The organism is Acidiphilium rubrum, assembly GCF_900156265.1.
GTDB classification, from domain to species: Bacteria; Pseudomonadota; Alphaproteobacteria; order Acetobacterales; family Acetobacteraceae; genus Acidiphilium; species Acidiphilium rubrum.
On sequence record NZ_FTNE01000001.1, the window covers coordinates 207,727 to 232,592 of the forward strand.

26 protein-coding genes are annotated in these 24,866 nt (G+C 62.3%); 10 read left to right on the forward strand and 16 right to left on the reverse strand.

Annotation, left to right across the window (positions count from 1 at the left end; genetic code table 11):
* Positions 1–9 precede the first annotated feature (9 nt).
* Genes BW994_RS00910 through BW994_RS00920 form a run of 3 tightly spaced genes read left to right on the forward strand, consistent with a single transcriptional unit; the run spans position 10 to position 4,498 of the window.
* The gene (locus BW994_RS00910; protein WP_029312411.1) at positions 10–2,817 is read left to right on the forward strand and encodes a molybdopterin oxidoreductase family protein; all 2,808 of its coding nucleotides are present in this window, start codon (positions 10–12) and stop codon (positions 2,815–2,817) included.
* Positions 2,814–3,563 carry a 4Fe-4S dicluster domain-containing protein gene (locus BW994_RS00915; RefSeq protein WP_029312412.1) on the forward strand — a complete coding sequence of 250 codons (750 nt, stop codon included), beginning with the start codon at positions 2,814–2,816 and terminating at the stop codon, positions 3,561–3,563. Before BW994_RS00910 ends, BW994_RS00915 begins: the two co-directional genes overlap by 4 nt.
* Positions 3,560–4,498 (forward strand): dimethyl sulfoxide reductase anchor subunit family protein, encoded by a 939-nt coding sequence (locus BW994_RS00920; RefSeq protein ID WP_029312413.1) that lies wholly within the window; start codon positions 3,560–3,562, stop codon positions 4,496–4,498. The genes BW994_RS00915 and BW994_RS00920 overlap by 4 nt, the downstream gene beginning before the upstream one ends.
* Here the strand turns inward: BW994_RS00920 and BW994_RS00925 are convergent.
* Genes BW994_RS00925 through BW994_RS00935 form a run of 3 tightly spaced genes read right to left on the reverse strand, consistent with a single transcriptional unit; the run spans position 4,480 to position 7,337 of the window.
* On the reverse strand, positions 4,480–5,247 hold the full coding sequence (locus tag BW994_RS00925; protein ID WP_029312414.1) for a metal-sulfur cluster assembly factor: 768 nt from the start codon (positions 5,245–5,247) through the stop codon (positions 4,480–4,482). The two genes, BW994_RS00920 and BW994_RS00925, sit on opposite strands and share 19 nt — an antisense overlap.
* Positions 5,244–6,260, reverse strand: coding sequence for an amidohydrolase family protein (locus tag BW994_RS00930; protein WP_029312415.1), 1,017 nt, complete (start codon positions 6,258–6,260; stop codon positions 5,244–5,246). The genes BW994_RS00925 and BW994_RS00930 overlap by 4 nt, the downstream gene beginning before the upstream one ends.
* A gap of 33 nt (positions 6,261–6,293) precedes the next feature.
* Positions 6,294–7,337, reverse strand: a complete 1,044-nt coding sequence (locus BW994_RS00935; protein ID WP_029312416.1) for an NAD(P)-dependent alcohol dehydrogenase — start codon at positions 7,335–7,337, stop codon at positions 6,294–6,296.
* Positions 7,338–7,634: 297 nt separating this feature from the next.
* Between BW994_RS00935 and BW994_RS00940 the strand changes: the two genes are divergently transcribed.
* The 3 genes from BW994_RS00940 to BW994_RS00950 all read left to right on the forward strand — a co-directional run bounded on the left by BW994_RS00940 (position 7,635) and on the right by BW994_RS00950 (position 10,001).
* The gene (locus BW994_RS00940; protein ID WP_029312417.1) at positions 7,635–8,291 is read left to right on the forward strand and encodes an ATP-dependent Clp protease proteolytic subunit; all 657 of its coding nucleotides are present in this window, start codon (positions 7,635–7,637) and stop codon (positions 8,289–8,291) included.
* Positions 8,292–8,499: 208 nt separating this feature from the next.
* Complete coding sequence (locus BW994_RS00945; RefSeq protein WP_035229236.1) at positions 8,500–9,042, forward strand: SRPBCC family protein; 543 nt, start codon at positions 8,500–8,502, stop codon at positions 9,040–9,042.
* 65 nt (positions 9,043–9,107) lie between these two features.
* The gene (locus tag BW994_RS00950) at positions 9,108–10,001 is read left to right on the forward strand and encodes a GntR family transcriptional regulator (RefSeq protein ID WP_029312419.1); all 894 of its coding nucleotides are present in this window, start codon (positions 9,108–9,110) and stop codon (positions 9,999–10,001) included.
* A 20-nt stretch (positions 10,002–10,021) separates the two neighbouring features.
* Here BW994_RS00950 and BW994_RS00955 read toward each other — a convergent pair whose 3' ends face one another.
* The 7 genes from BW994_RS00955 to pspA are packed head-to-tail and all read right to left on the reverse strand — an operon-like array spanning position 10,022 to position 13,249.
* On the reverse strand, positions 10,022–10,660 hold the full coding sequence (locus BW994_RS00955; RefSeq protein WP_029312420.1) for a GIN domain-containing protein: 639 nt from the start codon (positions 10,658–10,660) through the stop codon (positions 10,022–10,024).
* A gap of 47 nt (positions 10,661–10,707) precedes the next feature.
* Positions 10,708–11,334 carry a GIN domain-containing protein gene (locus BW994_RS00960; protein ID WP_029312421.1) on the reverse strand — a complete coding sequence of 209 codons (627 nt, stop codon included), beginning with the start codon at positions 11,332–11,334 and terminating at the stop codon, positions 10,708–10,710.
* On the reverse strand, positions 11,331–11,591 hold the full coding sequence (locus BW994_RS00965; RefSeq protein ID WP_029312422.1) for a hypothetical protein: 261 nt from the start codon (positions 11,589–11,591) through the stop codon (positions 11,331–11,333). The genes BW994_RS00960 and BW994_RS00965 overlap by 4 nt, the downstream gene beginning before the upstream one ends.
* Before the next feature lie 28 nt (positions 11,592–11,619).
* Positions 11,620–12,027, reverse strand: coding sequence for a PspC domain-containing protein (locus BW994_RS00970; protein ID WP_162176804.1), 408 nt, complete (start codon positions 12,025–12,027; stop codon positions 11,620–11,622).
* A 29-nt stretch (positions 12,028–12,056) separates the two neighbouring features.
* Complete coding sequence (locus BW994_RS00975; protein WP_029312424.1) at positions 12,057–12,305, reverse strand: hypothetical protein; 249 nt, start codon at positions 12,303–12,305, stop codon at positions 12,057–12,059.
* 2 nt (positions 12,306–12,307) lie between these two features.
* On the reverse strand, positions 12,308–12,538 hold the full coding sequence (locus tag BW994_RS00980; protein ID WP_076454296.1) for a hypothetical protein: 231 nt from the start codon (positions 12,536–12,538) through the stop codon (positions 12,308–12,310).
* Positions 12,539–12,565: 27 nt separating this feature from the next.
* Positions 12,566–13,249: a phage shock protein PspA gene (pspA, locus tag BW994_RS00985; protein ID WP_029312426.1), complete on the reverse strand. Its 684-nt coding sequence runs from the start codon at positions 13,247–13,249 to the stop codon at positions 12,566–12,568.
* A 214-nt stretch (positions 13,250–13,463) separates the two neighbouring features.
* Between pspA and BW994_RS00990 the strand changes: the two genes are divergently transcribed.
* The 3 genes from BW994_RS00990 to BW994_RS01000 all read left to right on the forward strand — a co-directional run bounded on the left by BW994_RS00990 (position 13,464) and on the right by BW994_RS01000 (position 16,616).
* Positions 13,464–14,366: a sigma 54-interacting transcriptional regulator gene (locus BW994_RS00990; protein WP_456303715.1), complete on the forward strand. Its 903-nt coding sequence runs from the start codon at positions 13,464–13,466 to the stop codon at positions 14,364–14,366.
* A gap of 109 nt (positions 14,367–14,475) precedes the next feature.
* A complete protein-coding gene (locus tag BW994_RS00995; RefSeq protein ID WP_139333932.1) occupies positions 14,476–15,432 on the forward strand; it encodes a hypothetical protein in 957 nt (318 codons plus the stop codon).
* Positions 15,433–16,139: 707 nt separating this feature from the next.
* Entirely contained in the window at positions 16,140–16,616 is a 477-nt protein-coding gene (locus BW994_RS01000) for a hypothetical protein (protein WP_139333933.1), read from the forward strand.
* Positions 16,617–16,717: 101 nt separating this feature from the next.
* Here the strand turns inward: BW994_RS01000 and alkB are convergent, their stop codons facing one another.
* From alkB to miaA, 5 genes are all read right to left on the reverse strand, one after another.
* Positions 16,718–17,356: a DNA oxidative demethylase AlkB gene (gene alkB, locus BW994_RS01005; protein ID WP_029312430.1), complete on the reverse strand. Its 639-nt coding sequence runs from the start codon at positions 17,354–17,356 to the stop codon at positions 16,718–16,720.
* Between the two features lie 673 nt (positions 17,357–18,029).
* Positions 18,030–19,178, reverse strand: coding sequence for a type I restriction enzyme HsdR N-terminal domain-containing protein (locus BW994_RS01010; protein WP_162176805.1), 1,149 nt, complete (start codon positions 19,176–19,178; stop codon positions 18,030–18,032).
* Between the two features lie 928 nt (positions 19,179–20,106).
* Positions 20,107–20,625, reverse strand: coding sequence for an acetolactate synthase small subunit (gene ilvN, locus BW994_RS01015; protein ID WP_029312432.1), 519 nt, complete (start codon positions 20,623–20,625; stop codon positions 20,107–20,109).
* Positions 20,626–20,790: 165 nt separating this feature from the next.
* On the reverse strand, positions 20,791–22,572 hold the full coding sequence (locus tag BW994_RS01020) for an acetolactate synthase 3 large subunit (protein WP_029312433.1): 1,782 nt from the start codon (positions 22,570–22,572) through the stop codon (positions 20,791–20,793).
* A gap of 53 nt (positions 22,573–22,625) precedes the next feature.
* A complete protein-coding gene (miaA, locus tag BW994_RS01025) occupies positions 22,626–23,558 on the reverse strand; it encodes a tRNA (adenosine(37)-N6)-dimethylallyltransferase MiaA (protein WP_029312434.1) in 933 nt (310 codons plus the stop codon).
* Positions 23,559–23,616: 58 nt separating this feature from the next.
* Here miaA and serB point away from each other — a divergent pair, with 58 nt between their 5' ends.
* The gene (gene serB / locus BW994_RS01030; protein ID WP_029312435.1) at positions 23,617–24,489 is read left to right on the forward strand and encodes a phosphoserine phosphatase SerB; all 873 of its coding nucleotides are present in this window, start codon (positions 23,617–23,619) and stop codon (positions 24,487–24,489) included.
* Here serB and BW994_RS01035 read toward each other — a convergent pair whose 3' ends face one another.
* Positions 24,490–24,795 (reverse strand): hypothetical protein, encoded by a 306-nt coding sequence (locus tag BW994_RS01035; RefSeq protein WP_051657424.1) that lies wholly within the window; start codon positions 24,793–24,795, stop codon positions 24,490–24,492.
* Positions 24,796–24,866: the final 71 nt, after the last annotated feature.

Consider the following 24,866-nt stretch of genomic DNA (forward strand, 5'->3'; position numbering starts at 1 on the left):
AGGTGTCCCATGCCCAAAGATAATATCGACTATTCAGCACCGGTCGGCGATGCGGTTGCCTATACCACGTGCTATATGTGCGCCTGCCGCTGCGGCATCAAAGTCCATCTGAAGGACGGCAAGCTCCGCTATATCGAGGGTAACCGCGATCATCCGGTGAACCGCGGCGTGCTGTGCGGCAAGGGCTCGGCCGGCATCATGACGGCGATTTCGCCATCGCGGCTGCGCAAGCCGCTCAAGCGCGCGGGGCCGCGCGGGGCGGGCGAATTCGTCGAAATCGAGTGGGACGAGGCGATGGCCATCGCGACCGACCGGCTCGCGCACATCCGCGCCGATGATCCGCATAAACTCGCCCTGTTCACCGGGCGCGATCAGTCGCAGGCGCTCACCGGCCTGTTCGCGCGCATGTTCGGCACGCGCAATTTCGCGGCCCATGGCGGGTTCTGCTCGGTCAACATGGCGGCCGGGGGGTTGTATTCGGTCGGCGGCGCGTTCTGGGAATTCGGCGAGCCGGACTGGGAGCACGCCAAATTGTTCCTGCTGTTCGGCGTCGCGGAGGACCATGATTCCAACCCGATCAAGCTGGGTCTGGCCAAGCTCAAGGAGCGCGGCGCCAAGATCGTTTCGATCAATCCGATCCGCACCGGCTATTCGGCGATCGCCGATGAATTCATCGCGATCACGCCGGGCACCGATGGCCTGTTCGTGCTGGCGCTGATCCATTGCCTGCTCGAAACCGGGTCGATCGATACCGAATTTCTGATCCGCTACACCAATGCGCATTATCTGGTGATCGATGATCCCGGCGCACCCGATCACGGCCTGTTCCTGCGCGATGCGGCGGGCAAGCCGCTCGCCTTCGATCGTGCGACGCAGAGCGTGACGGATGCGATGGCTACTGCCACCGACCCCGCCCTGCTCGGCCGCTTCACAACGAGCGATGGCCGCAGCGCCCGCCCGGCGTTCGACATTCTGGCGGCGCGCTACACCGCGCCCGATTACGCACCGGAAGCGGTCGCCGCGCGCTGCGGCATCGATGCGGCCGATATCCGCCGCATCGCCGCCGAAATCGCCGAAATCGCGTTCAACCAGGCGATCAGCCTCGATCAGCCCTGGACCGATACCGAAGGGCGCACCCATCCGACCATGACGGGGCGGCCCGTCGCGATGCACGCCATGCGCGGTATTTCCGCCCATTCCAACGGGTTTCATTCGTGCCGCGCGATCCACGTGTTGCAAATGCTGATCGGCGCGGTCGATACGCCGGGTTCATGGCGCTATAAATCGCCCTATCCGAAACCGATCCCCGGCGGCCCGGCACCGGGCGGCGACCGGCACGATCCGGATGGCGCGCTGAGCGCCGCGGTGCTGGGCTTCCCGTCTAGTCCCGCGGATCTGCTGGTCGATGACGAGGGCGAACCGCTGCGGCTGGACCGGGCGTTTTCATGGGAGGCACCGCTCGGCATTCATGGCCTGATGCACATGGCGATCGCCGAGGCCCATGCCGGCGGCGGCGATAAAATCGATACGCTGTTCCTGTACATGTCAAACATGGCCTGGAACTCGGCGATGAATCCCGGCGAGACGATGCGCATGCTGACCGACCATGATCAGGACGGCAATTACCGCATCCCCTTCGTGATCTACGCCGACGCCTTCGCCTCGGAAACCGTCGCCTACGCCGATCTGGTCCTGCCCGACACCACCTACCTCGAACGCTACGACTGTATTTCCCTGCTCGACCGGCCGATCGGCTCGGCGCACGGGCCGGCCGATGCCATCCGGGTGCCGGTGCTCAAGCCGGACCGCGATGTGCGGCCGTTTCAGGATGTGCTGATCGATCTGGCCGGCCGGCTCGGCCTGCCGCAATTCGTCGATGAACAGGGCGAAAAACGCTACCAATCCTACGCCGACTACATGGTCCGCCACGAGCGCAAACCCGGCGTCGGCCCGCTCGCCGGGTTTCGCGGCGCCGATGGCACCGCGATCGGCAAGGGCGCGGTCAACCCGGACCAGCTGCGCCGCTATGTCGAGAATCACGGCTTCTGGCAGCACCATCTGCCGGCCGAGCAGCTCTACTACAAACACGCGAATCGCGCCTATCTGAGCGGGGCGAAAGCGATGGGGCTGATCGAGACCGATGATCAGATCGTTCTGCATCTCTACAGCGAAATCCTCCAGACGTTCCGCCTCGCCGCCGAAGGTCACGGCAGCCGTATCCCGCCCGCCCGGCTGCGCGCGCGGATCGCCAGCATGATGGACCCCTTGCCGATCTGGTATCCGCCGATCGAGCAGAGCATGACCGACCCCGATCGCTTTCCCCTGCACGCGATCACCCAGCGGCCGATGGCGATGTATCATTCATGGGGCTCGCAGAACGCGTGGCTCCGCCAGATATTATCGGAAAACCGGCTCTACCTGCACCGCGATCTGGCCGCAGCGCATGATCTGGCCGATGACGACTGGATCGAGCTTGTCTCGCGCAACGGCCGGGTGAAATGCCAGGTGCGGATCATGGACGGCGTGAACCCGAACACGGTATGGACCTGGAACGCCATCGGCAAGCGCACCGGCGCCTGGGCGCTCGCCAAGGAGGCACCGGAATCCCGCCGCGCCTTCCTGCTCAACCACATCATCTCCGAATATCTGCCCGAGGATGGCGCGGGTCACCGCGCCTCGAACTCCGACCCGGTCACCGGTCAGGCCGCCTGGTTCGACGTGACGGTGCGGATCGAAAAATGCGCGCCCGACACGCAGGAAGTCACAGAACCGATGTTCGCGCCATCCGCCTACACGCCACGGAGGGCCGCGGAATGACCTCGCTCCCGCAACCGATCGAGGGTGCCAAAAAACTCGGCCTGGTGATCGACCTCGATACCTGCGTCGGCTGCCATGCCTGCGCGGTGAACTGCAAGGAATGGAACACCGGCGGCCATTCCGCACCGCTGCCCGATTACGACAAATACGGCGCCGACCCCGATGGCGTGTGGTTCAACCGCATCCACTCCTACGAGGCCACCGGCAAAGACGATGGCTGCGGCGGCCGCACCGTCAATTTTCCCCGCTCCTGCCTGCATTGCGAGACGCCGCAATGCGTCACCGTCTGCCCCACCGGTGCCTCGTACAAACGCGCCGAAGACGGCATCGTGCTGGTCAACACCGATATCTGCATCGGCTGCAAACTCTGCTCCTGGGCCTGCCCGTACGGGGCGCGCGAGTTCGATGAGGATGCGGGCGTGATGAAAAAATGCACGCTCTGCATCGACCGGATCTACAACACCAGCCTGCCGGAGGCCGAGCGCGAACCGGCCTGCGTCGCAACCTGCCCCTCGCGCGCGCGGCATTTCGGCGATCTGGGCGATCCTTCGAGCGATGTCTCGAAACTGGTCGCAGCCCGCGGCGGTGTCGATCTGATGCCCGAGCTCGGCTACAACCCGGTCAATAAATACCTGCCGCCGCGCCGCGCCATGATCCCGACCCGCGCAACCGAAACGCCGGTGCGCAGCGGCACCGGACTCGGTGCTGCCCTGCTCACCCTGGTCGACCGGGTGCTGTCGCGATGACCCCGGCAAGCTCCGTCCTCCTGCTGACCACCCTGACCGGCTTCGGCTACGGTCTGCTCGCCTGGCTCGGGCTGTTCTGCGCGCTCGGACTGCTGCCGCACGCGCTCTGGTTTCTGCCGGTCGGCGTCATGATCGCGCTGGCTTTCGCGAGCGGCGGCCTGCTCGCCTCGACGCTGCATCTCGGCCGGCCGGAACGGGCGTGGCGCGCGTTCAGCCAATGGCGATCGTCATGGCTGTCGCGTGAAGGCGTCGCCTCGGTCCTGACCTATCCGCCGGCGCTCGGCTTCGCGGCGCTGTGGTATTTTGCCGGCGCCGGCGCGCCGGCCACCCGCGCGCTCGGCCTGCTGGCGGCGTTCATGGCGCTCGCAACGGTGTATTGCACCGCCATGATCTATGCCAGCCTCAAGCCGATCCGGCAGTGGCACAACCGGCATACCGCGCCCGATTATCTGATCTTCGCCGCGTTGTCCGGCGCCACGCTGCTCGCCGCCCTTACCGGCATCTGGACCGGCCATGCGCGCCTCACTGGCGCACTGGCGGCCCTCGCCGCACTGGTCGCGGCGGTCGCCAAACTCGGATACTGGCGCTTCATCGACCGGCAGGCACCGCTCACCACCCTCGCATCCGCGACCGGCCTGGCCGCGTTCGGCAGCGTGACACCGCTCGATCAGCCGCATTTCACCGAAAACTATATCCTGCGCGAAATGGGCTATCAGATCGCGCGCAAGCACGCGGCCAAGCTCCGCCGGATCGCCCTGGTCGTCGCCTTCGGCCTGCCCGGCCTGTTCGCGCTACTGGCGGCGATCGGCATCGCACCAATGATCGCCGCCCCGCTCGCAGCAATTTGCACCGGCGCCGGCCTGTTCATCGAGCGCTGGCTCTTCTTCGCCGAGGCCACCCATGTCGCCGCGATCTATTACGGTCGCGCCGTCTGAGCGATGCCCTGGCGCATGAAATCGGCCAGTTCCGGTTCCGCCGGCAATGCTGCCGGGGTGGCATAACGCACCGCCAGCAGCCCGCGGCACAGCGCGCCGTTGAACTCCGCATTCAACCCGACCCGGCTGATATGGCGCAGATAGACCGGTAAGGTTTCGTGCATGATCGGCTCACCCCCGCTGGTCACCAGTGCGCGCGGCAAGCCCCCGGCAAGGTCGCGCCGTTCGAGATAGCGCCGCCTGAGCGCCGCACCCGCGGCATCGAGCGCCAGCGCCTCCAACCCCGCGATATCGAGCGACAGAAAGGCGACCGGATCATGCCCGGCCGCCAGCAGATGCCGCAGCAACGCCTCCTGCCGCCGCTCCATCGCCTTCAGGCCGAATTGCAGACGGATGCTGGCCAGATCATTACCGGCCTCGGTCGGAAACGCATCGACGAAATCCTTGTCCTGCGCGATACCGTCGTTGATCGCATCGATGAACATATGCTCATCGAGCGTCACCGCGACCGACGCCACCCACGGCAGCGCCCGCACCGCATCGCGCATGTCGGCCGCCATCAGATACGAAAAATTCGCGGCACACCAATAGGTCGGCAGCCGGAACCTGATGTCGACGGCACCGGTTTCGGCGATGTCGATGCCGGTGATGAAGCCGAGTTCGACCACGCTCTCATCGAGTTCCGGATCGGTCACCTGATCGAGAGCGGCGCGCACCGCACGGGTGCGCGCCTCAAGGCTGAGGTTCACGCCGCGACCTGTTCCATCCGGTCGAGCTTGGCCCGCTGGCTCGCGATATCGACGCCATAGATCCGGGCCGCATTTTCGCCGAGAATCTTGCGCTTCGCCGTCATCGTCAGCTCCTTGCCGGTCTCCTTCATCACTTCGTCCGGCAGGTCGAAGTTCATGAATTTCTCGACCAGCCATTGCGGCGTCCAGATGCCGTAATCCGAACCGAACAGGATCTTGTCCTCGCCGATCCAGAACAGCAATTCCGAAATCACCTTCGCGAAATACCCCGGCCGCGTGTGAATGAACGGCAACACCACGGCGAGCCCGCCATAGACGTTGGATTCCTGCGTCGCGATCCAGCAGAAATCATCGAGGCGCGGCAGACCGCAATGCTCGACGATGAAGTTCAGGTTCGGAAAATCGGTGGCGCAATGATCGATATCGGCGACATCGAACGCATCGCGGTCGAGCGGCAGAATCGTCGGGCCCTTGTGAACATGAATGTTCTTGATGCCGAGCTTCTCGCATTTCTCCAAATATTTATAGGCCGCCGGATCAGAGAGTTTGTACCCGCGGCTGTCGCCGTTCCACTCCGCGGTGTAGAGCTTCACGCCCCTGAGCTTGTAGGTTTCCGCCTGCGCCTCCAGCGCCTCAAGCCCGCCCTCGCCATCCCGGGGATCGAACGCACCGTTCAGGATGAAGCGATTGGGGTAGCGCTGGCCCAGAATGGCGTTCTGCTCGAGCGTGTTGAAGCCGTTCTTGTAGAAATCCTTGAGATAGGTCGGCTGAAAGATCGCCATGTCGTCCGGCCCGTCGATGAACAGATCCTTGACCATCTGCTCGGCGCCATATTTGGCGAATTTTTCCGCGGTCCACAGCTGTTCCGGCGGCGACAGCGACGCGTGATAACCGTAGAAACAGTCGATGAACTGCTTGCCGTGAATATTGCGGATATTCTCCGGGCTCGCATCCCACAGATGCACATGCCCATCGATGATGAAAATCTCCGATCCGTCTTTTGCCTTGTACATATCTTGTCCGTTTCCTTTTTGTTGAATGGAGCTTCAGGGAACCAACACGGCGCGGCCACGGACTTTGCCGTGGTGCAGGTCATGCAGCGCAGTATTGGCGTCTTCAAGCCGGTATTCGCGCGTCGCAAGGGTGACTTTGCCCTGGTCGGCCAGCGCCATCAGTTCGATCAACTCGGGATAGGTGCCCACCAGATTGCCGACGATGGTCTTCTCCGAAGTGATCATGTCGATCGTGGGAATATCGATCTTACCGCCATACCCCACGATATAGTAAAACCCGGCGTTGCGGGTCATTGCAAGACCTTTCGCAACCGCATCGCCCTCGCCCACGAAGTCGATCACCGCCTCCGCACCCTTGCCCTTGGTCAGGCGCAGAACCTCGTCCACCTCCGACCCGTCCGCCTTCACCGCGAAATCGGCGCCGCACTCCTGCGCCAGTTTCAGCGCCATGTCCGCCCGATCAACAATAATGATCTGCGCCGCGCACAACGCCCGCAACACCTGAATGCCGATATGGCCAAGCCCGCCCGCGCCGATCACCACAGCGAACTCGCCCGGCAGCAGATGCCGCGAGGCCTTCTTCGCCGCGCGATACGCGGTCAATCCCGCGTCGGTGTGCGGCGCGACATCCTTGGGCGACAGGGTCTCCGGCAGCTTGATGATCGACCGCGCGCCGGTCCGCAAATACTGCGCATAGCCGCCATTGACGTTGATGCCCGGAAACTCGCTCTCATCGGCATGCATGTCCTCGCCCCGCCGGCACGCCAGGCAATGACCCGAGGTGATCAACGGATGACATATCACCGGGTCCCCCACCTTCAGATGCGTGACACCCTTGCCCAGCGCCTCGATCCAGCCGGCATTCTCGTGACCCAGAATATGCGGCAGTGCCAGGTCAACCTTGCTGCGCCAGATCCCCTCGATCACATGCAGATCCGTCCGGCACACACCCGCGCCGCCAATCCGCACGATCACGTCGTTCGGCCCCTTGATCGCCGGATCGGGGACATCCTCATAGGTGACGAACACCGGATTGCTCAGCGCTTCGTCATAGTCGTGCAGCACGGCTGCTTTCATTGTCGTTTCCTCGTTTGGTCGATCCGCCCGCAATCCTTGCATCCTTCGTGCCAAACCGGCCCGATCCCGCAAACCCAACGCTGCCACCCCGCACAACCCGCGCGGGCTGTTCCACTTCGCAACAGAAATCCGCAACACCTGTTGCGTTGCGGGTCGCCATGGCCTTGCTTCCGTCGTCGTCACTCCAAGATACCAACCGCCCATCCCGGAGTGACCCGCATGGCTGGTGTGGCTGATCATCTCGACAGCGCGGCGTCGTTCACGCACAATGGGTCGATCTATTTGCAGGAGTAACGGATGACGAACGCATATCGGAACTGGATCGCCCCGCGGGCTGACGAGGAGGATGCTCCGGAGGCGGATCCGAAGGACGCCGACAAAAAGGAGCCGAAGGCGCCGGGTGCCGAGTTGGAGAGCCGCCTGTTCAAGCAGCGCAAGGTTCTGATTTTCGGCGAAATTCACGACCGGATCGCCCGCGCGGTAACAGGTCAGTTGCTGGCGTTGTCGGGCGCGGCGGACGAGCCGATCGATGTCTATGTCAATTCGCCGGGCGGCCATGTCGAGAGTGGCGATACGATTCACGACGTGATCCGCTATGTCGATGCAACCTCGCCGGTGCGCATGATCGGCACGGGATGGGTGGCGAGTGCCGGGGCGCTGATTTTCCTGGCCGGCCACAAGGACCGCCGGTTCTGCCTGCCGAACACGCGCTTTCTGCTGCATCAACCGATGGGCGGGGTACGTGGCCCTGCGACCGATATCGAGATCGAGGCGCGCGAGATCATCAAGATGCGCGAGCGGATCAACCGCATCATCGCGCGTGAAACCGGCCAGAGTCTTGAGCGCGTCGAGAAGGACACCGACCGGAATTACTGGATGGGTGCCGACGAGGCGATCAAATACGGCATGGTTGCCAAGGTGGTGCACAGCGCCAAGGAACTCGACGCCGGCTGAACGCGTGCCACCCCGCCGCGCCATCGGCGTTGCGGGGTGACAACCGGCCACTGGCCGGTGCGCCGACAGAAAGCTGCGCGTCCTGATAGTTTGAGTTCCAGTTAGTTACTGGTCGGGCAGCACGGAATTGTGTACAGAGCGATGTCCCATGAAAAAGGGACACCTCACTGACGAGAAAATTAACAGGAGAAACGTCTTGGATCACTTAATGTCACGGCGCACCGCAATGGGCGCGCTGCCGATCGCGGCCCTTGGGCTCGCTATCGCCGGAATCGGCACTGCACAGGCGGCGCCGGTCCTGCACGTCACCAAAACCGTGGTGATCGCAGCGCCCGCAGCCAAGGTTTGGAGCATCATCGACCAGTTCGGCACGCTCACCTGGGTGCCGGCCGTCAAATCCAGCAGTGCGACCATGGGCAACCAGCCCGGATCTGTCCGCACGCTCAATCTCGGTGGCCCGGTCGTCACCGAGCAGCTGAAGCACTACAGCGCGGCGCGGATGCGCTACAGCTACATTATCCAGCCGACCGCCTCCAACATGAAGGTGTTGCCGGTCAGCCATTACTACTCGACCATTTCGGTGACCAAGCTCGGCGCCGACAAGACCCGCGTCACCTGGACCGGCAGCTTCAAGCGCGCCGATCTTTCGGCGCACCCCAAGCCCGGCATGGACAACAAGGCGGCGATCACCGCAATCACCGGCGTCTATACGACCGGTCTTGCCAATCTGACGCCGCTCGCCGCAAAGTGATGATCGTTCAATCCGGCGGGCTCGCCGCCGGATTGTGTCCATCACTTCGATAGGCATCCGCCACCATGGCCAAGCCGAATACGCTGCTGAAACGCACGAGCAATGCCCTGCTTGACCATGTGGCAACGCTGGGTGGCGGCATGCTGGGGTCGGACAGTGCACTGGCCCGGCAGTTCGACGTCAGCCGCACCACGGTGCGCGCCGCGCTCGAACGGTTGATCGCGCTGGGTGTGCTGCGGCGTGAAGACGACGGTGTGGCGATCGCCCGCGCCCCGGTCACCGCCGATTATTTCGACGATGCCGAAACCAGCGGCCCACAGGATCAGATCGAGCTGATCTTCATGCAGCGCGTCCTGCTGGGCGATTGGCGGCCCGGCCACGTGTTTTCCGAGGCCGAGCTGGCACGCGACAGCAACGCCAGCACGGTATCGGTGCGGGAATTCCTGATCGGGTTTTCCCGTTTCGGGCTGATCGCCAAACAGCCGCGCGGCGGCTGGGTGTTGCAGGAATTCCACGACGGTTTCGCAGCCGAAGTGGCCGACATGCGCGAGCTGATCGAAATGGCGGCGATCAACCGCATCCCTTCCGGTCAGGACCCCGATTTCGCCACCGCCGCCGATGTCATGATCGCGCGCCACCGCGCGATCGAGGCGGCGCTGGCCGAGCGCTACGCCGAGTTTCCCACGCTGGACCGCGATTTTCACCTCTGGCTGATCGGCCATCTGCAAAACCGGTTCGCACGCGACTTTTTCGATATCGTCTCGTTCCTGTTCCACTACCATTACCAATGGGACAAGCAGCAGGAGACCGAACGCAGCCGCATCGCGATCGCTGAACATCTGGCCATTCTACTGGCATTGCGCGCCGGCAAGCGCGATGCCGCGGCCCGGGCGATGGCGGCGCATCTCGCAACCTCCCGTCGTTCGCTGCAAGCCGGATTACGCCGCGAAGCCGCCTGAGGCCGATCGCTGCACCACCCTCACTTAAGGCTGATGACCCCGTAGGCCAGGGTCTTGAACTGATGCACCTTCGGGTGGCCCAGCACATCGATGCGGCCTTCGCCGTACATCGTCACGTCCGCCACCTGGCTTGCGAACACGCGCAGATTGCCCTGGCCGCGCACCAGCATCGTCACCGTCTTGGCATGCAGCCCGCCGGCGTCGATCGAGCTGACCCCGCGCGAAATCAGCGTGAACCGCCCCACTGCACCGGTCAATGTGGCGGCGGCGGCGCCGTTGTTGGTCAGCGCGAACGCTGGTCCCGCGAGGCCGGTGACACTCGCATGCACCAGCCCCCGCAGCCCAACCGCGGTGAGCTCGGGCGCGGTGATGGTAATCGTGACGGTCTGGTGTTTCGGCAGGTCGAACCCGTGCGGCCGGTCGATGCTCAACACGCCTTTGGCAACACCGATCTGGAGGTTGTTGATCAGGTAGGGATCCCCGGCCAGCTGCACCGACTGGGTGGTGCCCTGGCTGACGTGCAGGATGAAATGACCATCGACCCGCAATGAAGTGAACGGTGCGACGGCGCGTGTGACGGTGGTGTCAGCCGCCGGGGCTGACACCGTTGCGATGAACACGGCAACGACCGCCATCGCGAACCGAACCAGCCCTCTCATGAAATCATCGATCTTGTCTCCGCCGCCTCACCCAGGGTTCCGGCCGGTCAGTTGAACTCGACCAGACCGATCCCGCTTTTCGACACGTCCCGCACCGGCGGATCACCCGCGACATGGGCGGTCCCAACCCCGCTGACACTGACATGCACAACCTTGCTGGCATAGCCCCGGACCACCCCGGTGCCGTCGATTTTCAGCGTCAGATCATCCGCGACCAGTCGTTTTGCATCGACCTGCCCAGCACCGCTCACGGTCAGCATCGCCCGCTGCACCGCCCCGCTCATGGTCAGGCGCGCGGTGCCCGACACGTCCAGGGTGAACGCCGGCCCGGTCAGCCCGCGCAGATCGCCGCTCGCCATGCCGCTGACCGTGACGTGGTCGAGCAGCGGCGCCGTGAGCGCCAGCCTGACCGTATCATCGCCACTGGATGACGCCCCACTCTTCATCCGCATCACCAGCACGCCGTTTTCAACGGTCAGGCGGAGCCGTTTCAGCGTGGCCGTTCGGCCCGTCGCGGTCACCGATTGATCGGGCGCCTCGGTAAAGACAACGTGCGCCACGCCATCGATCCGGATCGCATGGAACGGCGCCAGCGCCGGATGCACTGTCGCCGCCTCGGCCCCGGGCATCAGCCCCAACGCGGCCGCGAGAACCATGAACATCGTGCGCTTCACAGGACGAACACCGCCATCCGCGCTTTGCCGTGATCGTGGGTGCTGCCCAGTGCGGCCTGTCCGGCACCGCCGGCCAGCGCCAGAGCAAACGAAATAGCCAGGCTGGCGGCCAGCGCGAACCCGATCGCCGGCCCGATGATCAGGGCAGCGCGCCCCGTGGTGCGCTCCCGCCGTGGCGGCGCGCTGATCAATCCTGGCAGGGCCGGTGCCGACGGCGGTTCCGCTGGCTTGCGCTGCTTGATGAGTTTTTCGGTCATGGCGCGTGTCCTCACGAGACGATGAATATTACAGCCGGTCGAACCGGCGGCGCAACAGGCGATCGGGGTCGGCCGCGCGGGCTTCCAGCCGGGCGAGCCGCAGATCCAGATTGGCGAAGCGCGACGCCAGCCCATCGATCGGCAAGATCGGCCGCGGCGCTGACCCTGGCCCGGGCATGTCCGGCGCGCGCGGCGGGGCAACCCGGTCGCGCAAGCTGGACAGCCGCTGCGAGAACCGCCCGCGCCCGTGGCGGATGAAGGCGGCAAGCGCCAGATAGACCAGGATCGCTGCAATCGGGTGCCACATCAGTAACAGCACGGCGACCGCGCGGATGATCCAGCACGGTACCTCGATGAAGGCCGCCAGGGCGGCGCACACGCCGGCCAGCGCGCCGCGGCGCGCGGAGACGGCGATGGTGAAATCCGAACGGTTCATGGTCGTGCTCATGGTTCAATGACCTGATTTTAAACGCGGGTGCGATAGGCGTGTTCGGCATCGAGCAGCGCGGTCTCGAGTGGAATGACGCGCTGTTCCAACCGTTGGGCATTGTTCGAAAGCGCGGAGATCGCCGCTTCCAGCCGTTGCAACTCGGCCTGCCTGCCGCCGCCGCGCCGGTAGTGCAGCCACAGCCACACCGGTGCGACGAACAGCATGAACCCCAACCCCAGCGGCACCAGCGTGTTCGGCAATTCGGCGAGTATGACCGCGCCCATAACTATACCTCCGTGCTGCGGGAATAGGGTGTCTCGGCGTCGAGCAGGGCACGCTCCAGTGTCGCCACCCGCTGTTCCAGCCGCTGTGCGGCGGCCGACAGGCTTTCGATCAACTGACGATCCGCGCTCGACACGCTGGTGCCGCGGTATTGGAGGTGCATCTTATAGGCCTTGAACCCGTAGACGCAGATGATCGAGATAATCGGGATCAGAAATGGCATGTAATCCAACATGAAACCTCTCCTGTCGTTGCAGCGCGTTTATGCGGCTTTTTCTTCTGCCTTGATCCGCGATTTCAGCTCGGCCAGTTCGCGCTCGACCTGATCATTGGCCTCCAGCGCCGCGAACTCCTCGGCCACCGTCGGCGCCGCCGGCCGCCGGCCCAGATCATACGCCTCGGCGCGGCCTTCCATCAGGTCCAGATTGCGCTCCACCTGCTCGAACCGGGCGAACGCATCGGTCACCCGCTCGTCATACAGCGTCTGCTTCACCTTCAACCGCGTCGTCGCACTCTGCTGGCGCAGCACGATCGATTTCTCGCGCGCCTTCGCATCATCGAGCTTGGCCTGCAGCTTGCCGACATCCTCGTTCTGCTGCGCAATCGCCGCCTGCACCGCCTCGATCTGGCCCTGCGCCTCGGCAATCGCCTGGCTCGCCCGGCTTTTCGCGAGCAGCGCCGCTTTCGCCAGATCCTCGCGCCCACGCTGCACGGCGAATGCCGCCTTGCGATGCCACTCGTCCTGATCGCGCGTCAGCGCCGCCATCCGCCGCTCGACCTCGCGCCGCTCGGCGATCAGCCGCACCGCGGCCGAGCGCACTTCGACCAGCGTATCCTCCATCTCCTGGATCACCAGGCGGATCACTTTCTGCGGGTCTTCCGCCCGGTCGAGCAGTGCGTTCAGGTTGGAATTAACGATATCGGACAGGCGCGAGAAAATCCCCATGGGATCCTCCTTTTGTGTGAGAGAGGCAGATGGCAAACCATAAGCATGGATCGTGCCAAACCGCCCGAAACCCACCGGCATCCGCTAACCCCTTGATCCAAAACAACCACGCCGATTTCGCTTCCTACGAACAACCATAAAATGCTAAATAATAGCACCAAATATCAGGACAACTCCCATTTCCGTCACCACCAGCGCCAGCGAAACCACTCTGATCGGCCAAAGCGCCGCCTTCCGCGCCATGCTCGCCCATGTCTCCGACCTCGCCCCGATCGATCGCCCCGTCCTCGTCATCGGCGAACGCGGCACCGGCAAGGAACTCATCGCCAGCCGCCTCGCGCTGCTCTCAACCCGCTGGAACCAGCCTTTGCTGCAACTCAACTGCGGCGCCCTGTCGGAATCCCTGCTCGATTCCGAATTGTTCGGCCACGAAGCCGGCGCCTTCACCGGCGCCACCCGCCGCCGCGCCTCGCGCTTCGAACTCGCCGACCACGGCACCATCTTTCTCGATGAAATCGCCAACGCCTCGCTCGCCGTGCAGGAAAAACTGCTCCGCGTCATCGAATACGGCGTGTTCGAACGCGTCGGCGGCAACGACCTCATCGCCGTCGACGTCCGCGTCATCGCCGCCACCCACGAAGACCTGCAAGCCAATGTCGCCGCCAAAAAATTCCGCGCCGACCTGCTCGACCGCCTCGCGTTCGACGTCATCCGCATCCCGCCCCTGCGCGACCGGGGCGAAGACATCCTCCTCCTCGCCGAACACTTCGCCCAACGCATGACCGCCGAACTCGGCCGCAGCTTCTTCGCCGGCTTCACCCAAGCCGCCCAGGCCCAACTCCTGGCGCACCACTGGCCCGGCAACGTCCGCGAACTCCGCAACACCGTCGAACGCAGCCTCTACCGCGAAACCGACTGGCAAGCCCCGCTCAACCACATCCGCCTCGACCCCTTCGGCACCCCCACACCGCCACCCACCGACACCGCCACCCTCGCCGCCATCCTCGCCGAACACCGCCACAACCAACGCCGCACCGCCGCCGCGCTGGGTATTACCTATGATCAGTTGCGGCACCGGATGCGGAAGGCGGGATTGCTGTGGGCGAGAAACAAGTAAGGCTGGGGCTTTGCCCCAGGCCCCAGCAAAGGCTTGCCTTTGCAAACCATGAGCAAGGTTGGCACTCTCGTTCCATGATGGGGATTGTGACGATGCTGGAAGGTCGGTGATGGATTTGAATGCTGAAATAGCGGCCACAGTCGATTATCTCGGCTCCCCCACAGCAATGGACTGCCTGGCAGCCAGCCCCTATTGGCCGAAATGGCATTCGCCCTGGTGGCATATGTTGTTGCTGCACGAAATGGGCGAAACGCACCTGATCCCCGCGCCCACAATACGCGCCTTCATCGCCGCCATGAACGCAACCCCGATCAAGATCTTCCCAATCCACCCCAGCGAGTTTCCCGACGGCGGCGACCCCTATCGCGACACCGCCTGCCACTGCCAGCTCGGCAATGTCTACCGCGTGCTCGACGCCTGGGGCATCGATGTCGAGGCGGAATTGCCATGGGTCAAACCATGGTTCACGACCTACCAGATGGCGGATGGCGGGCTGAATTGCGATGATTCCGCCTATCTGGTGCACGACGAATGCCCGAGCTCAATGGTCGGCACGATCGCCGCGTTCGAAGCGCTGACCCTGAAATCCCACGCACCGCGGCGCGATGACGAACGCCGCTTTCTCGACCGCGCGGCTGATTTCATGATCGGGCGCCAACTCATCGCCGGCTCGACATCCCAACACAACGCAGCCGAACGCGACGCCGCCCCGCACTGGAGGCTGCCCTGCTTTCCACGATTTTACCACTACGATGTCATCAGAGGTTTGACCGCCCTAACCCTTTGGGCCGAACGCACGGGCCAGAAGCTGCCCGCAGCCGCCGTCGCGCCGGCGGTTGAACACATCAACCAAGCCTTTCCGGACGGCACAATACGGCTCGGGCGCCGGTGCTGCGAAGGCCACGGCACGATCCTGCGCTTACCCGATGGCAGCTGGGACCACCAACACCATCAGGCCGAAAGCTTCCCCCTGCTCGATGCCGTCAGCGCGGTCGGCACCACATCGCCATTCCTGTCGCGCGAATGGGCGGCGACACAGCGCCGGCTCATGGATTTGATTTTGTAGCCTCACGCGACGAACGTGAGGCTGGGGAAGCGGGCAGCGGTGCGGCGGCAGCCGCTAAGCAAGTCTGGCGATGTGTCCCGAAGTTCGGCACGGCAGACGATCGATGGACTTAACGTCACTTGTCGTGCAGTCAATGGCCCGTTAATTTGGAATCATAAGAAATTTGAGGCATTAATGATGGCAAAAGCGGCCCCTGCGATGATAAACAAAGCCGATTTTCCAATATTCTGAATTGCCGACAAGGTTTGGCGAAAATATCCACATTTGCGTGGCGATTGCAGTGGTTATCTGAGGCAGGTAGCGCGTGACGCCGGAGTCGAATTACCCGCATTATTGGCAAATAATTTAGTCGCCTATTTCGCAAAAGCGCCCGGCTGGATTAACCTCGGAAGGGACCCGGCAAGAGCCGCAAAACTATCGGCCGAGGAGTATTTCGTCGTCGGCGGTGAAACCGAGGCCGGCCACGGCCATGTCGTCGTCGTAGTGCCTGGCTGGTCGACAACCGGGCATCCTATGGGATACTGGGGGCGCCTAAATGGTATTGGCCGGACAGATGCAAGCCTCAGTACGGCATGGGTTGCGAGCGGTATGTGGAACAACCCAATCACGATGAGAACACATCCCCACTTGGCGGGTGCGCCGTCCCCGTTGAGCCAAGTTCTTTATTTCGCTTACCCGGTTAAGGCGTTATCGAAAGGTCACGTGAAATGAATAGAAAGCATCTTGCGCTTTTGGCCACATTGGTCGGAACCCTCGGATACGCCCAGGCCGCCGCCATTTGCCCAATCAAACCGATTCACAATCACGGTCCGTTCATAAAATTCGGGATGTTTAAAGGTCATCTGATCAGCCCCGACGACCCAGCCAGCGCCGCGGCTTGGGAAGGCCCGCTGGTCATCACCCAACCGTCTGGCACGACCTGCTCTGTCAAGACCGGCATTTTCGATGCATCGTTCTTTCAAGCGGGTTCGCATTTTCTCTACGCGACAATATACAGCGGCTCGGAAGCCAACCAAATCCTGATCGATGCCCGTGATTGCAGCGTACCTTGGGTCAGCCCGCAATTTACCGGCGACCCGCACCTGACCAACCACAATAGTTTCCAATACCACGAAGCAGCGCCGGTCAAGATTGGGGCGAATTGTATGCCGGTGTCGTTTGCACAGGGTGGGCGAAATCGGTAGGCGGGATCAAGGCATTAACACGGACCTGGCCATCACGAGTCAATCATTGGCACGCGCATCACGCGGGCCCTCAACCGTCGGACATACGGATGGCGTTAAACTCAAGTCGCCTGCCTGAACGTGAGATTATAGCGCAGCCCGCCGGTCAGCGCGTGGGTACTGGCGGCCAAAGTATTAATGCCGTGAAACACCAGCCGCGCCGGCCCGCCCCAGACCACGACATCGCCATGATGCAGCGCAATCCGGCGCGTGCGATCGCTGCGCGCCAACCCGCCCCATAAAAACCGCGCGTCAACACCGAGCGACACCGACACGATCGGCTGGTCGAGATTGCGCTCGTCACGGTCCTGATGCAGCGTCAACCGCGCACCCGGTTCATAACGGTTGATCAAACACGCCTCCGGCGCGAACCCATCATAACCCGCCGCCGCGGCGGCATTCCGTGCCAGTGCGGCAAACAGCGCCGGCATCACCGGCCACGCCTGGCCGGTGAGCGGATCGGTGGGGTCGTAACGATACCCAAGCCGGTCGGACACCCAACCGAGCCGCCCGGCATTGGTCATCGCCACCGACATCCGCCGCCCACCCGGCGTTTCGAGATGACGGAACGGTGCGGCGGCGGCAATCGTCGCGATCGCATCGAGCAGCGCATGTTCGATTGGCAACGCAAAGCCGCCAAGCAGTTCCGCACCGGGGTCGAGGTTCAGGCGCGCCCGATCTTCGGGGAAGAGATCGTTCATCGACGTGCGGCTTGGCCCAAGGGCAGCTGGAACATCCGAATGGGCATTGGCAAGTATTGCGCTAACGTGGGGGGGTGGGCAATCCCGGAAAGCGGTTCGCGCGATGATCGGTTGGGTTCTGTTGTTGGCGGCATGTCTGGTCGGCGGTCCGGCGCAGGCTGCGAGGCTGCGTTGGCATCGGGTTTGGACGGTGAAACGGGTTGTTAGCGTGGCGTGTGATGCGGCTGATCGAAGGGCGTTTCACAAACATGTCGGGATGAAACTGACGATCGGTCCTGATCGGTTTATCAGTCCGGCTGATGAGAGTTGCCGGACGGGCGTGGTTTATACCGACGTTCGTCGGCGAAGGGCGGCTTATGCGTACAAGACGATACCGGGGATGCCGAAGATCGGACAGCGGTACGTTATGGCTGGCGTTGTGGGATGCGCGATGGCGAGCGGGCCTCCCAATGCCATCGCGCGGGTCGCGTTCGATGAGGCAACAGGATATTATCTATTCGAGGGCGGAGCAGTTTTTTGTTTTGCGTTAGGGGCTGCTGCATAGGCGATGGCGAATTTGGGGTCGGTTGAGTAGGGGGCGCAATGGCGGACGCTATGTAGGTCCGTTGGGTCGCGCAATGAGACTAGAGGCGGATTACGCCTGCGCTCTTCCGCCCCAAGCTTGCTCATTGTCTCAGGCGATTTTGACCGAATTTTGCTTCTTTGAGGTCGGTTCATTTTCGGCGACTCTCTTCGCGAAGATGGCAGACAACGGAGAATCGATCTCGAGCAGATTGTCTGTAGATGTCTCGCCGCCAGCGCCTGTCCCGAAGTCGAACGAATATTTCTTTGTCTTGCTCTCGTATAGGTCGAATAGGCGACCAGCCCGTTCGCGCTTGTGAAACACTACAAATTTGCCTTTATATTTTCGGAACTCTATGTTCTCGATCTCTTCAAACATATTGTTTTCTTTAACTAGAAAAGCAAGCCGGCGCTTGACGTAATTAAATACTTCCAACTCTGATGCTGTCGGCAATGAAGCTTCATCGGTCTTGACGGTTATCTCACTGACGGGACTTTCAGTTGGGGACAACGATTTTTCCAGTTCTTTGTCTTTTGCGGGTATGTCAAGTCGCTGGAGAATTCGGAGATTTATAAACTCGCGAAAGGCGCTGCGGGTTATCTCTCGGAATTCAGTTAAAGCCTTTGTGCGGATATGGCTCAAGCCTGCGTTTTGTAGAAGCATGCGAACAAATGGCTCGCTTGGGTCTTCTGCAAGCTTCGCTATCTGCTGAATCACGTTCTGGAAAATGAGTTTCCGCTTTGCCTCAGCGCCGATATTTTCCGGGTCAAAATTGCTTTTTTGAAGGCTCTTTAAACCTTCCTCGACAGAATCTTCGATCTTACCTTTGGCGACCTCACGTAGATCGATCGCCAAAAAGGCGGTTTGATCCATCATATTCGGTTCGTCGGAATCCGCGTAAAATTCGTAAACCAATCCGTCGGCGATCACACCCATTTTGACGGTGGGGGCTGCGTTGAAATAGGAACGAAGCTGGCCGCGGTCGTCTTTCAACGGTGAGCCAAGCGTTTTGCACTCGATGGCAATGACCGGAGACGTACCCTTGAGGATCGCGAAATCTACACGATTTTTGTATTTCTCGGAGAAGTCAGCGCCGTGTTCGGGGCAGACTTCGTCGGGGTTCCGGTCGTCATAGCCAAGAAAATTCAGGAACGGCAGGATAAGGAAAAGCTTCGTGCTTTCTTCATTGGTGCAACGGGGCGCGAGGGCCACCATACGAGATGCGAAAACCTTAAGTTTTTGACGAAAATCGTCTGACATCATAGTTCCCTGTAAAACTTAAATTCTGCCGGCTGTTTTAACGCATAGTGTCACCGAACGCTATCTTTTTTCTGGTGGGTAATTTTAAGGTGTTATTTACAAAAATTCGACAATATTTATTGGACGCCATGCTTACCTGACTGGGCACGCACGAATTGCGATGGGCAGTGACGTCTCACGATCCGGGACGTTAGGCTACGGTAGTAAGCCAATAAAATAGAATTGATACAAGCCGGATTCGCCCAAAGCGCTACAGGCGTTTACTCTTCTGCAGGGGAATGAAGACAAGGATATGCCAGTTTACGGCTGGCCAATACCTCCTTTGCTGAAATATCCTTCGGTCTAATAAACTGAGCAGTTTCCAATTTCAATCGCTGGTGTATCTGTGTCCACGTCACTTGGGGCAGTGTAACCCCCGTAATAAACGGCTTCGAATCTTAGGTTCTGGGTATTTACTCTGAGTGTAAAACCATTGAACCCTACGCATGATATTGAGTCTGAACTCGCCAAACTTGGAAAACTCTCGTCAGCGCAGGCGGCATCCCAGAATTTGTTGCCAACTAATTTTTCAGCATACATGTAGTGGCCACTTAATATTTCTTTTCTGCCGCCTACCAATGCAGAAAGACCAGGGTCATTAGATATATTGTATCTAGTTATGATATATGCGCGTTTATCTTTAAAGTTTCCAGGTCGCCATTTTTTCTGTACAAAAGTGTAGCCGACCCCGAAATTTGTCGTGCATATGTACCCATTGATCCTTACATCGGCCTTTGAGAGCGGGGTCGTTATAAAGAACGCACAAAAAAATAAAAAATGCTTCCTTCTCACTTTTGATTGCCACAACATCTGGCTCGATGACCTAAATTCATCCGATTCACTTCAATTTGCTCTTCTGCCGCTATCTTGTCTTCAACTATTCTTCGCCTTAAATCGTTCGAACCCCCCGCGCAATCGCAGCAACGCCCGTCCTTGAAACCTCCGCCAACCCCAATGGCCGCATCAAATCCAGAAATGCGTCCAACTTATCTGTCGCCCCGGTCAATTCAAACACGAAACTCTCAGTGGTTGCATCAATAACTCGTGCGCGGAAGGCGTCGGCTAGGCGGAGGGCTTCGGCGCGGTTTTGGTTTTGGCCTATTACTTTGATCAGGGCGAGTTCGCGGGCCAAATGTGGGCCTTCGCGGGAGAGGTCGGAGACGCGGTAGACGGGGACGAGGCGGTCTAGTTGGGCTTTGATCTGGTCGATGACGAGTTCGGTGCCGGTGGTGACGATGGTGATGCGGCTTTTGCGGCGGTCGTCTTCGACGGGGGCGACGGTGAGGCTGTCGATGTTGTAGCCGCGGCCGGAGAAGAGGCCGATGACGCGGGCGAGGACGCCGGATTCGTTTTCGACGAGGACGGAGATGGTGGCGGAGCGGAGGGTTTGTTCGACGATGGCGTTCATGGTCTGGGGCTTTACTCAAGGGTAGGTTATGGTGGCGGGGCTGGATTGCCGCGCTTCGCTCGCAATGACGAGTGAGGTGCTGCAGTACTCAGAGGCGAGGACCCAAAGGACTAAAAGTTTTTTGCTGCTTTTTTACAAAAAAGCAGTACTTAACTTTGCTTCCCTTCAGACGAGCACCAACCCCTCATCGGTGATATCGCGCGCTTCCTGTTCGTGTTCCGGCCCGAGGATCATGTCGTTATGCGCGGCGCCGGAGGGGATCATGGGGAAGCAGTTTTCGAAGCGGTCGACGTGGATATCGGCGATAACGGGTTGGTCCGAGGCGATCATGTCCATGATCACGCGGTCGAGGTCATCGATTGTGTTGGCGCGGAGGCCGACGGCGTGGAAGCTTTCGGCGAGTTTAACGAAATCGGGCAATGCTGCGGAGTAGCTTTCGGAGTAGCGGCTACCGTGCAGGAGTTCCTGCCATTGGCGGACCATGCCCATGTATTCGTTGTTGAGGATGAAGATTTTCACCGGCAGGCGGTATTGTGCGAGGGTGCCCATTTCCTGGATGTTCATCAGGATGCTCGCCTCACCGGCGATATCTATCACCAGCGCGTCGGGGTGGGCAAGCTGGGTTCCCATGGCCGCCGGCAGGCCGTAGCCCATGGTGCCGAGGCCGCCGGAGGTCATCCAGCGGTTGGGGTGTTCGAAGCGGTAGTGTTGGGCGGCCCACATCTGGTGCTGGCCGACTTCGGTGGTGATGTAGGTTTCACGATCGCGCGTGAGTTCCCAGAGGCGCTGGATCGCGTGCTGGGGTTTGATGGTGGCGCCGGGTTCGAAGCTCTGGGTGAATTTCAGGCAGTCCTTGGCGCGCCAGGTTTCGATGCGCGCCCACCAATCGGCCAGTGCGCCGCGGTCCTGGCGGGTGGCGTCGGATTTCCAGGCGTCGATCAGCGCGCGCAGGGCCAGGGTGGCGTCCGCGATGATCGGCACGTCGACCACGACGTTCTTGTTGATGTTGGCGGGGTCGATATCGACATGGATTTTTTTCGAGCCCGGCGAGAAGGCGTTGAGCCGGCCGGTCACCCGATCGTCGAACCGTGCGCCGAGGTTCACCATCACGTCGCAGCCGTGCATGGCGAGGTTGGCCTCGTAGGTGCCATGCATGCCCAGCATGCCGAGGAAGGCGGGGTTGGCGGCGGGGAAGGCGCCGAGGCCCATCAGGGTCGAGGTGACCGGTGCGCCGGTGAGGCGGGCGAATTCGCGCAGCAGTTCGGAGGCTTCGGGGCCGGCGTTGATGATGCCGCCGCCGGTGTAGAGAATGGGCCGGCGTGCCGCTTTGATCAGGCGGATCGCTTCGGCTATGCGGGCGGGGTCGGGTTCGGTCTGCGGCCGATAGCTGCGGTGTGGTCCGGTCGCGGGTTCGTCGTAGGGGGCGGGGTTGATCAAAATGTCCTTGGGCAGATCGACCAGCACGGGTCCGGGCCGGCCGGTGCGCGCGACGTAGAAGGCTTCGTGCACGATGCGCGAGAGGTCTTCCGAGCGTTTGACCAGGTAGTTATGCTTGGTCGCCTGGCGGGTGATGCCGGTGGTGTCGGCTTCCTGAAATGCGTCGTTGCCGATCAGATGGGTGGGGACCTGGCCGGTCAGGCAGACCAGCGGAATACTGTCCATCAGCGCATCGAGCAGGCCGGTGACCGCGTTGGTCGCACCGGGGCCGGAGGTGACCAGCACCACGCCGGTCTTGCCGGTCGAGCGGGCGTAGCCTTCCGCGGCGTGGACCGCGGCCTGTTCGTGGCGGACCAGGATGTGGCGAATGGCGTTCTGCTGGAACAGCGCATCATAGATCGGTAGCACGGCGCCGCCGGGATAGCCGAAAATAACATCTACGCCCTGGGCGCGCAGGGCGCGGAGCAGGGTTTCGGCGCCGGAGACGGCGGTGGTGTTGAGCGCGTTCATCAATTGGTCCTGTATCAGCAAGGCTTACGGGTAGCGCGGGGTGACCCTATGCGTCAACCGTTATCGTTAATAAGTGAAATAAAATAACGGTCAAGACTTTCCGAATATTGCGTTGCATGGCTGAATCGCGCATGGATCATCTGCGTTGCGTCCGCGTCGACCAACCTCTGGTGGCGAAACCAGGTGCCCTGGCGCTTGGTATAGGCGAGCGTCGCGGCAATCGCGCGGTCTGCCGCCGCCGCGAGCGTCAATTCGCCGGCCAGATGCGCGCGCAACTCCGGCACGCCATGCGCCCGCAGCCCCGGCAGCGCGGGATCGGGGTTGCGCGCGTGCACCTGCCGCACTTCATCCAGCGCGCCAGCATCGAGCATGGCGGCGAACCGCGCGGTGATCGCGCCGCGCAGTTCATCGCGCGGCGGATCGAGCAACACCACGCCCAACCGGTAGCCGATCAGGCGTGCGCGCGGCAGCGCGTGCCAATGCGCAAGCCCGTGGCCGGTGCCGAGCCAGACCTCCGCCGCGCGGGCCAGGCGCTGCGGGTCGGACGGGCGGAGCCGGCTCGCCGTCGCCGGGTCGCGTGCCGCGAGCCAGTCGTGCAGCCAGGCAGGGCCGTGCCGGTCGAGCAGCGCGCGTGCCTCGGCGCGTGCCGCGCTGCCGGGGTCGGGGATGGCGGAGATGCCGTTGATCAGCGCGCTGAGATACATCCCGGTGCCGCCGCACAGGATCGGCAGGGATACGGTTTCCAGCACGCGCAGCGCCGCCGCCCGCCACCACGCCGCATCGACCGGTTGATCGAGCGCGCGCACGCCGTAGAGCGCGTGGGGTGCGACCGCTTCATCGGCCGCACTCGGCCGCGCGGTGATGATCCGCCAATCGGCGTAGCACTGCATCGCGTCGGCATTGATGATGGTGCCGCCAAACCTGGTCGCGACTTGGAGCGCCAGCGCGGACTTGCCCGAGGCGGTCGGCCCGGCGATGACGATCATCGGACGGGCGTTTGGCGCGCTTGTCGAACCGGGGCTGATTGCTTTAGGCGATGTCTCCATGAAATTCGTTCTGGTGCTGGTCGCTCCGCGCGGCAAGGTTTCGCTCACCGATGCCATGGTCGAGCGCGTGCGCCGATCGATCGCGGGCGGCGAGGCGGCGTGGCTTTCGCCGGGCGAGGCGGCGGAAATTCCCTGCATGATGGAGCCTGAGCGCGACATCATCGCCGAGGCGCTGGAAGGCGCGCCGATCGATGCGCTGTGCGTCAAGGCGCGCGGCCGGCGCAAGGCGGTGCTGATCGCGGATATGGACAGTACGATCGTCACCTCCGAAACGCTCGATGAACTGGCCGGCGAAGCCGGGGTCGGCGCACAGGTCGCGGCGATCACCCAGCGGTCGATGGCCGGCGAGATCGATTTCGCCGAAGCTTTGCGTGAGCGGGTAGCACTGCTGCGCGGCCTGGATATCACGGCCCTGGAACGCACCTGGCGCAAAACCGAACTGATGCCGGGCGCGCGCGAACTGGTTGCCACCATGCGCGCGCATGGCGCGGTGACCGCGCTGGTTTCGGGCGGGTTCACGTATTTTACCGGCCGCGTGGCGGCTGAATTAGGATTCGAATCTCATCGGGCCAATAACCTGCTCGACGATGGCTCGCGCCTGACCGGGGCGGTGGGCGAGCCGATCCTGGATCGCGACGCCAAGCGCGCCGCGCTGCACGAGATTGCGGCGCTGCGCGGCGTCAAACTCGGGGCGACGATGGCGGTGGGCGATGGGGCCAATGATCTGGCGATGATCACCGATGCGGGCATGGGGATCGCCTATCATGCCAGGCCGGTGCTGCGGCAACAGACCAGGCTGCATGTCGATCACGCCGATCTGCGGGCCCTGCTGTTCGTGCAGGGGTATCCCGCTTCGGTGTTTCGCGCCTAGTTAGCGCCAGACCCAGTGGCCCGGCACCCAGGCACCGGCCCAGTTGCGATGCGGCGGAATCCAGACGCGCGGGGGCGGGCGGTAATAAGCCGGCGGCGGGCCGTAATAGGCATAGGCCGGCGGCGGCGGGTAATAAACGCGCGGTGCCGGCACCACCAGCGGGATCGAGATGCCGATGCCGAAGCGCGGTCCGCCCCACCAGGCGTAGGCGGATTGCGGGATCGCCATGGTGGCTCCGACCAGCGCGGCAGTCGCCGCGGCGAGCATCGTGCGGTTGAACTTCGCAGGCAAAACGCGGGATAGCATGAGCGTTCTCCATTCAATGGGGCACCGATGATGCGATGCCGATGCATGGCATATAGGTCGATGCTGTGTAA

What these genes read in the sequence shown, in the direction of transcription:
- BW994_RS00965 (WP_029312422.1), bottom strand. Translation starts at nt 11,591, where the DNA reads ATGACCGAAAAACTCATCAAGCAGCGCAAGCCAGCGGAACCGCCGTCG.
- pspA (WP_029312426.1), bottom strand. Translation starts at nt 13,249, where the DNA reads ATGGGGATTTTCTCGCGCCTGTCCGATATCGTTAATTCCAACCTGAAC.
- serB (WP_029312435.1), top strand. Translation starts at nt 23,617, where the DNA reads ATGAAATTCGTTCTGGTGCTGGTCGCTCCGCGCGGCAAGGTTTCGCTC.
- BW994_RS00970 (WP_162176804.1), bottom strand. Translation starts at nt 12,027, where the DNA reads ATGAACCGTTCGGATTTCACCATCGCCGTCTCCGCGCGCCGCGGCGCG.
- BW994_RS00995 (WP_139333932.1), top strand. Translation starts at nt 14,476, where the DNA reads ATGGATTTGAATGCTGAAATAGCGGCCACAGTCGATTATCTCGGCTCC.
- alkB (WP_029312430.1), bottom strand. Translation starts at nt 17,356, where the DNA reads ATGAACGATCTCTTCCCCGAAGATCGGGCGCGCCTGAACCTCGACCCC.
- BW994_RS00920 (WP_029312413.1), top strand. Translation starts at nt 3,560, where the DNA reads ATGACCCCGGCAAGCTCCGTCCTCCTGCTGACCACCCTGACCGGCTTC.
- BW994_RS00940 (WP_029312417.1), top strand. Translation starts at nt 7,635, where the DNA reads ATGACGAACGCATATCGGAACTGGATCGCCCCGCGGGCTGACGAGGAG.
- BW994_RS00955 (WP_029312420.1), bottom strand. Translation starts at nt 10,660, where the DNA reads ATGAGAGGGCTGGTTCGGTTCGCGATGGCGGTCGTTGCCGTGTTCATC.
- BW994_RS00950 (WP_029312419.1), top strand. Translation starts at nt 9,108, where the DNA reads ATGGCCAAGCCGAATACGCTGCTGAAACGCACGAGCAATGCCCTGCTT.
- miaA (WP_029312434.1), bottom strand. Translation starts at nt 23,558, where the DNA reads ATGATCGTCATCGCCGGGCCGACCGCCTCGGGCAAGTCCGCGCTGGCG.
- BW994_RS00930 (WP_029312415.1), bottom strand. Translation starts at nt 6,260, where the DNA reads ATGTACAAGGCAAAAGACGGATCGGAGATTTTCATCATCGATGGGCAT.
- BW994_RS00910 (WP_029312411.1), top strand. Translation starts at nt 10, where the DNA reads ATGCCCAAAGATAATATCGACTATTCAGCACCGGTCGGCGATGCGGTT.
- BW994_RS00980 (WP_076454296.1), bottom strand. Translation starts at nt 12,538, where the DNA reads ATGTTGGATTACATGCCATTTCTGATCCCGATTATCTCGATCATCTGC.
- BW994_RS00935 (WP_029312416.1), bottom strand. Translation starts at nt 7,337, where the DNA reads ATGAAAGCAGCCGTGCTGCACGACTATGACGAAGCGCTGAGCAATCCG.
- BW994_RS00945 (WP_035229236.1), top strand. Translation starts at nt 8,500, where the DNA reads ATGTCACGGCGCACCGCAATGGGCGCGCTGCCGATCGCGGCCCTTGGG.
- BW994_RS01035 (WP_051657424.1), bottom strand. Translation starts at nt 24,795, where the DNA reads ATGCTATCCCGCGTTTTGCCTGCGAAGTTCAACCGCACGATGCTCGCC.
- BW994_RS00915 (WP_029312412.1), top strand. Translation starts at nt 2,814, where the DNA reads ATGACCTCGCTCCCGCAACCGATCGAGGGTGCCAAAAAACTCGGCCTG.
- BW994_RS00975 (WP_029312424.1), bottom strand. Translation starts at nt 12,305, where the DNA reads ATGGGCGCGGTCATACTCGCCGAATTGCCGAACACGCTGGTGCCGCTG.
- ilvN (WP_029312432.1), bottom strand. Translation starts at nt 20,625, where the DNA reads ATGAACGCCATCGTCGAACAAACCCTCCGCTCCGCCACCATCTCCGTC.
- BW994_RS01010 (WP_162176805.1), bottom strand. Translation starts at nt 19,178, where the DNA reads ATGTCAGACGATTTTCGTCAAAAACTTAAGGTTTTCGCATCTCGTATG.
- BW994_RS01020 (WP_029312433.1), bottom strand. Translation starts at nt 22,572, where the DNA reads ATGAACGCGCTCAACACCACCGCCGTCTCCGGCGCCGAAACCCTGCTC.
- BW994_RS01000 (WP_139333933.1), top strand. Translation starts at nt 16,140, where the DNA reads ATGAATAGAAAGCATCTTGCGCTTTTGGCCACATTGGTCGGAACCCTC.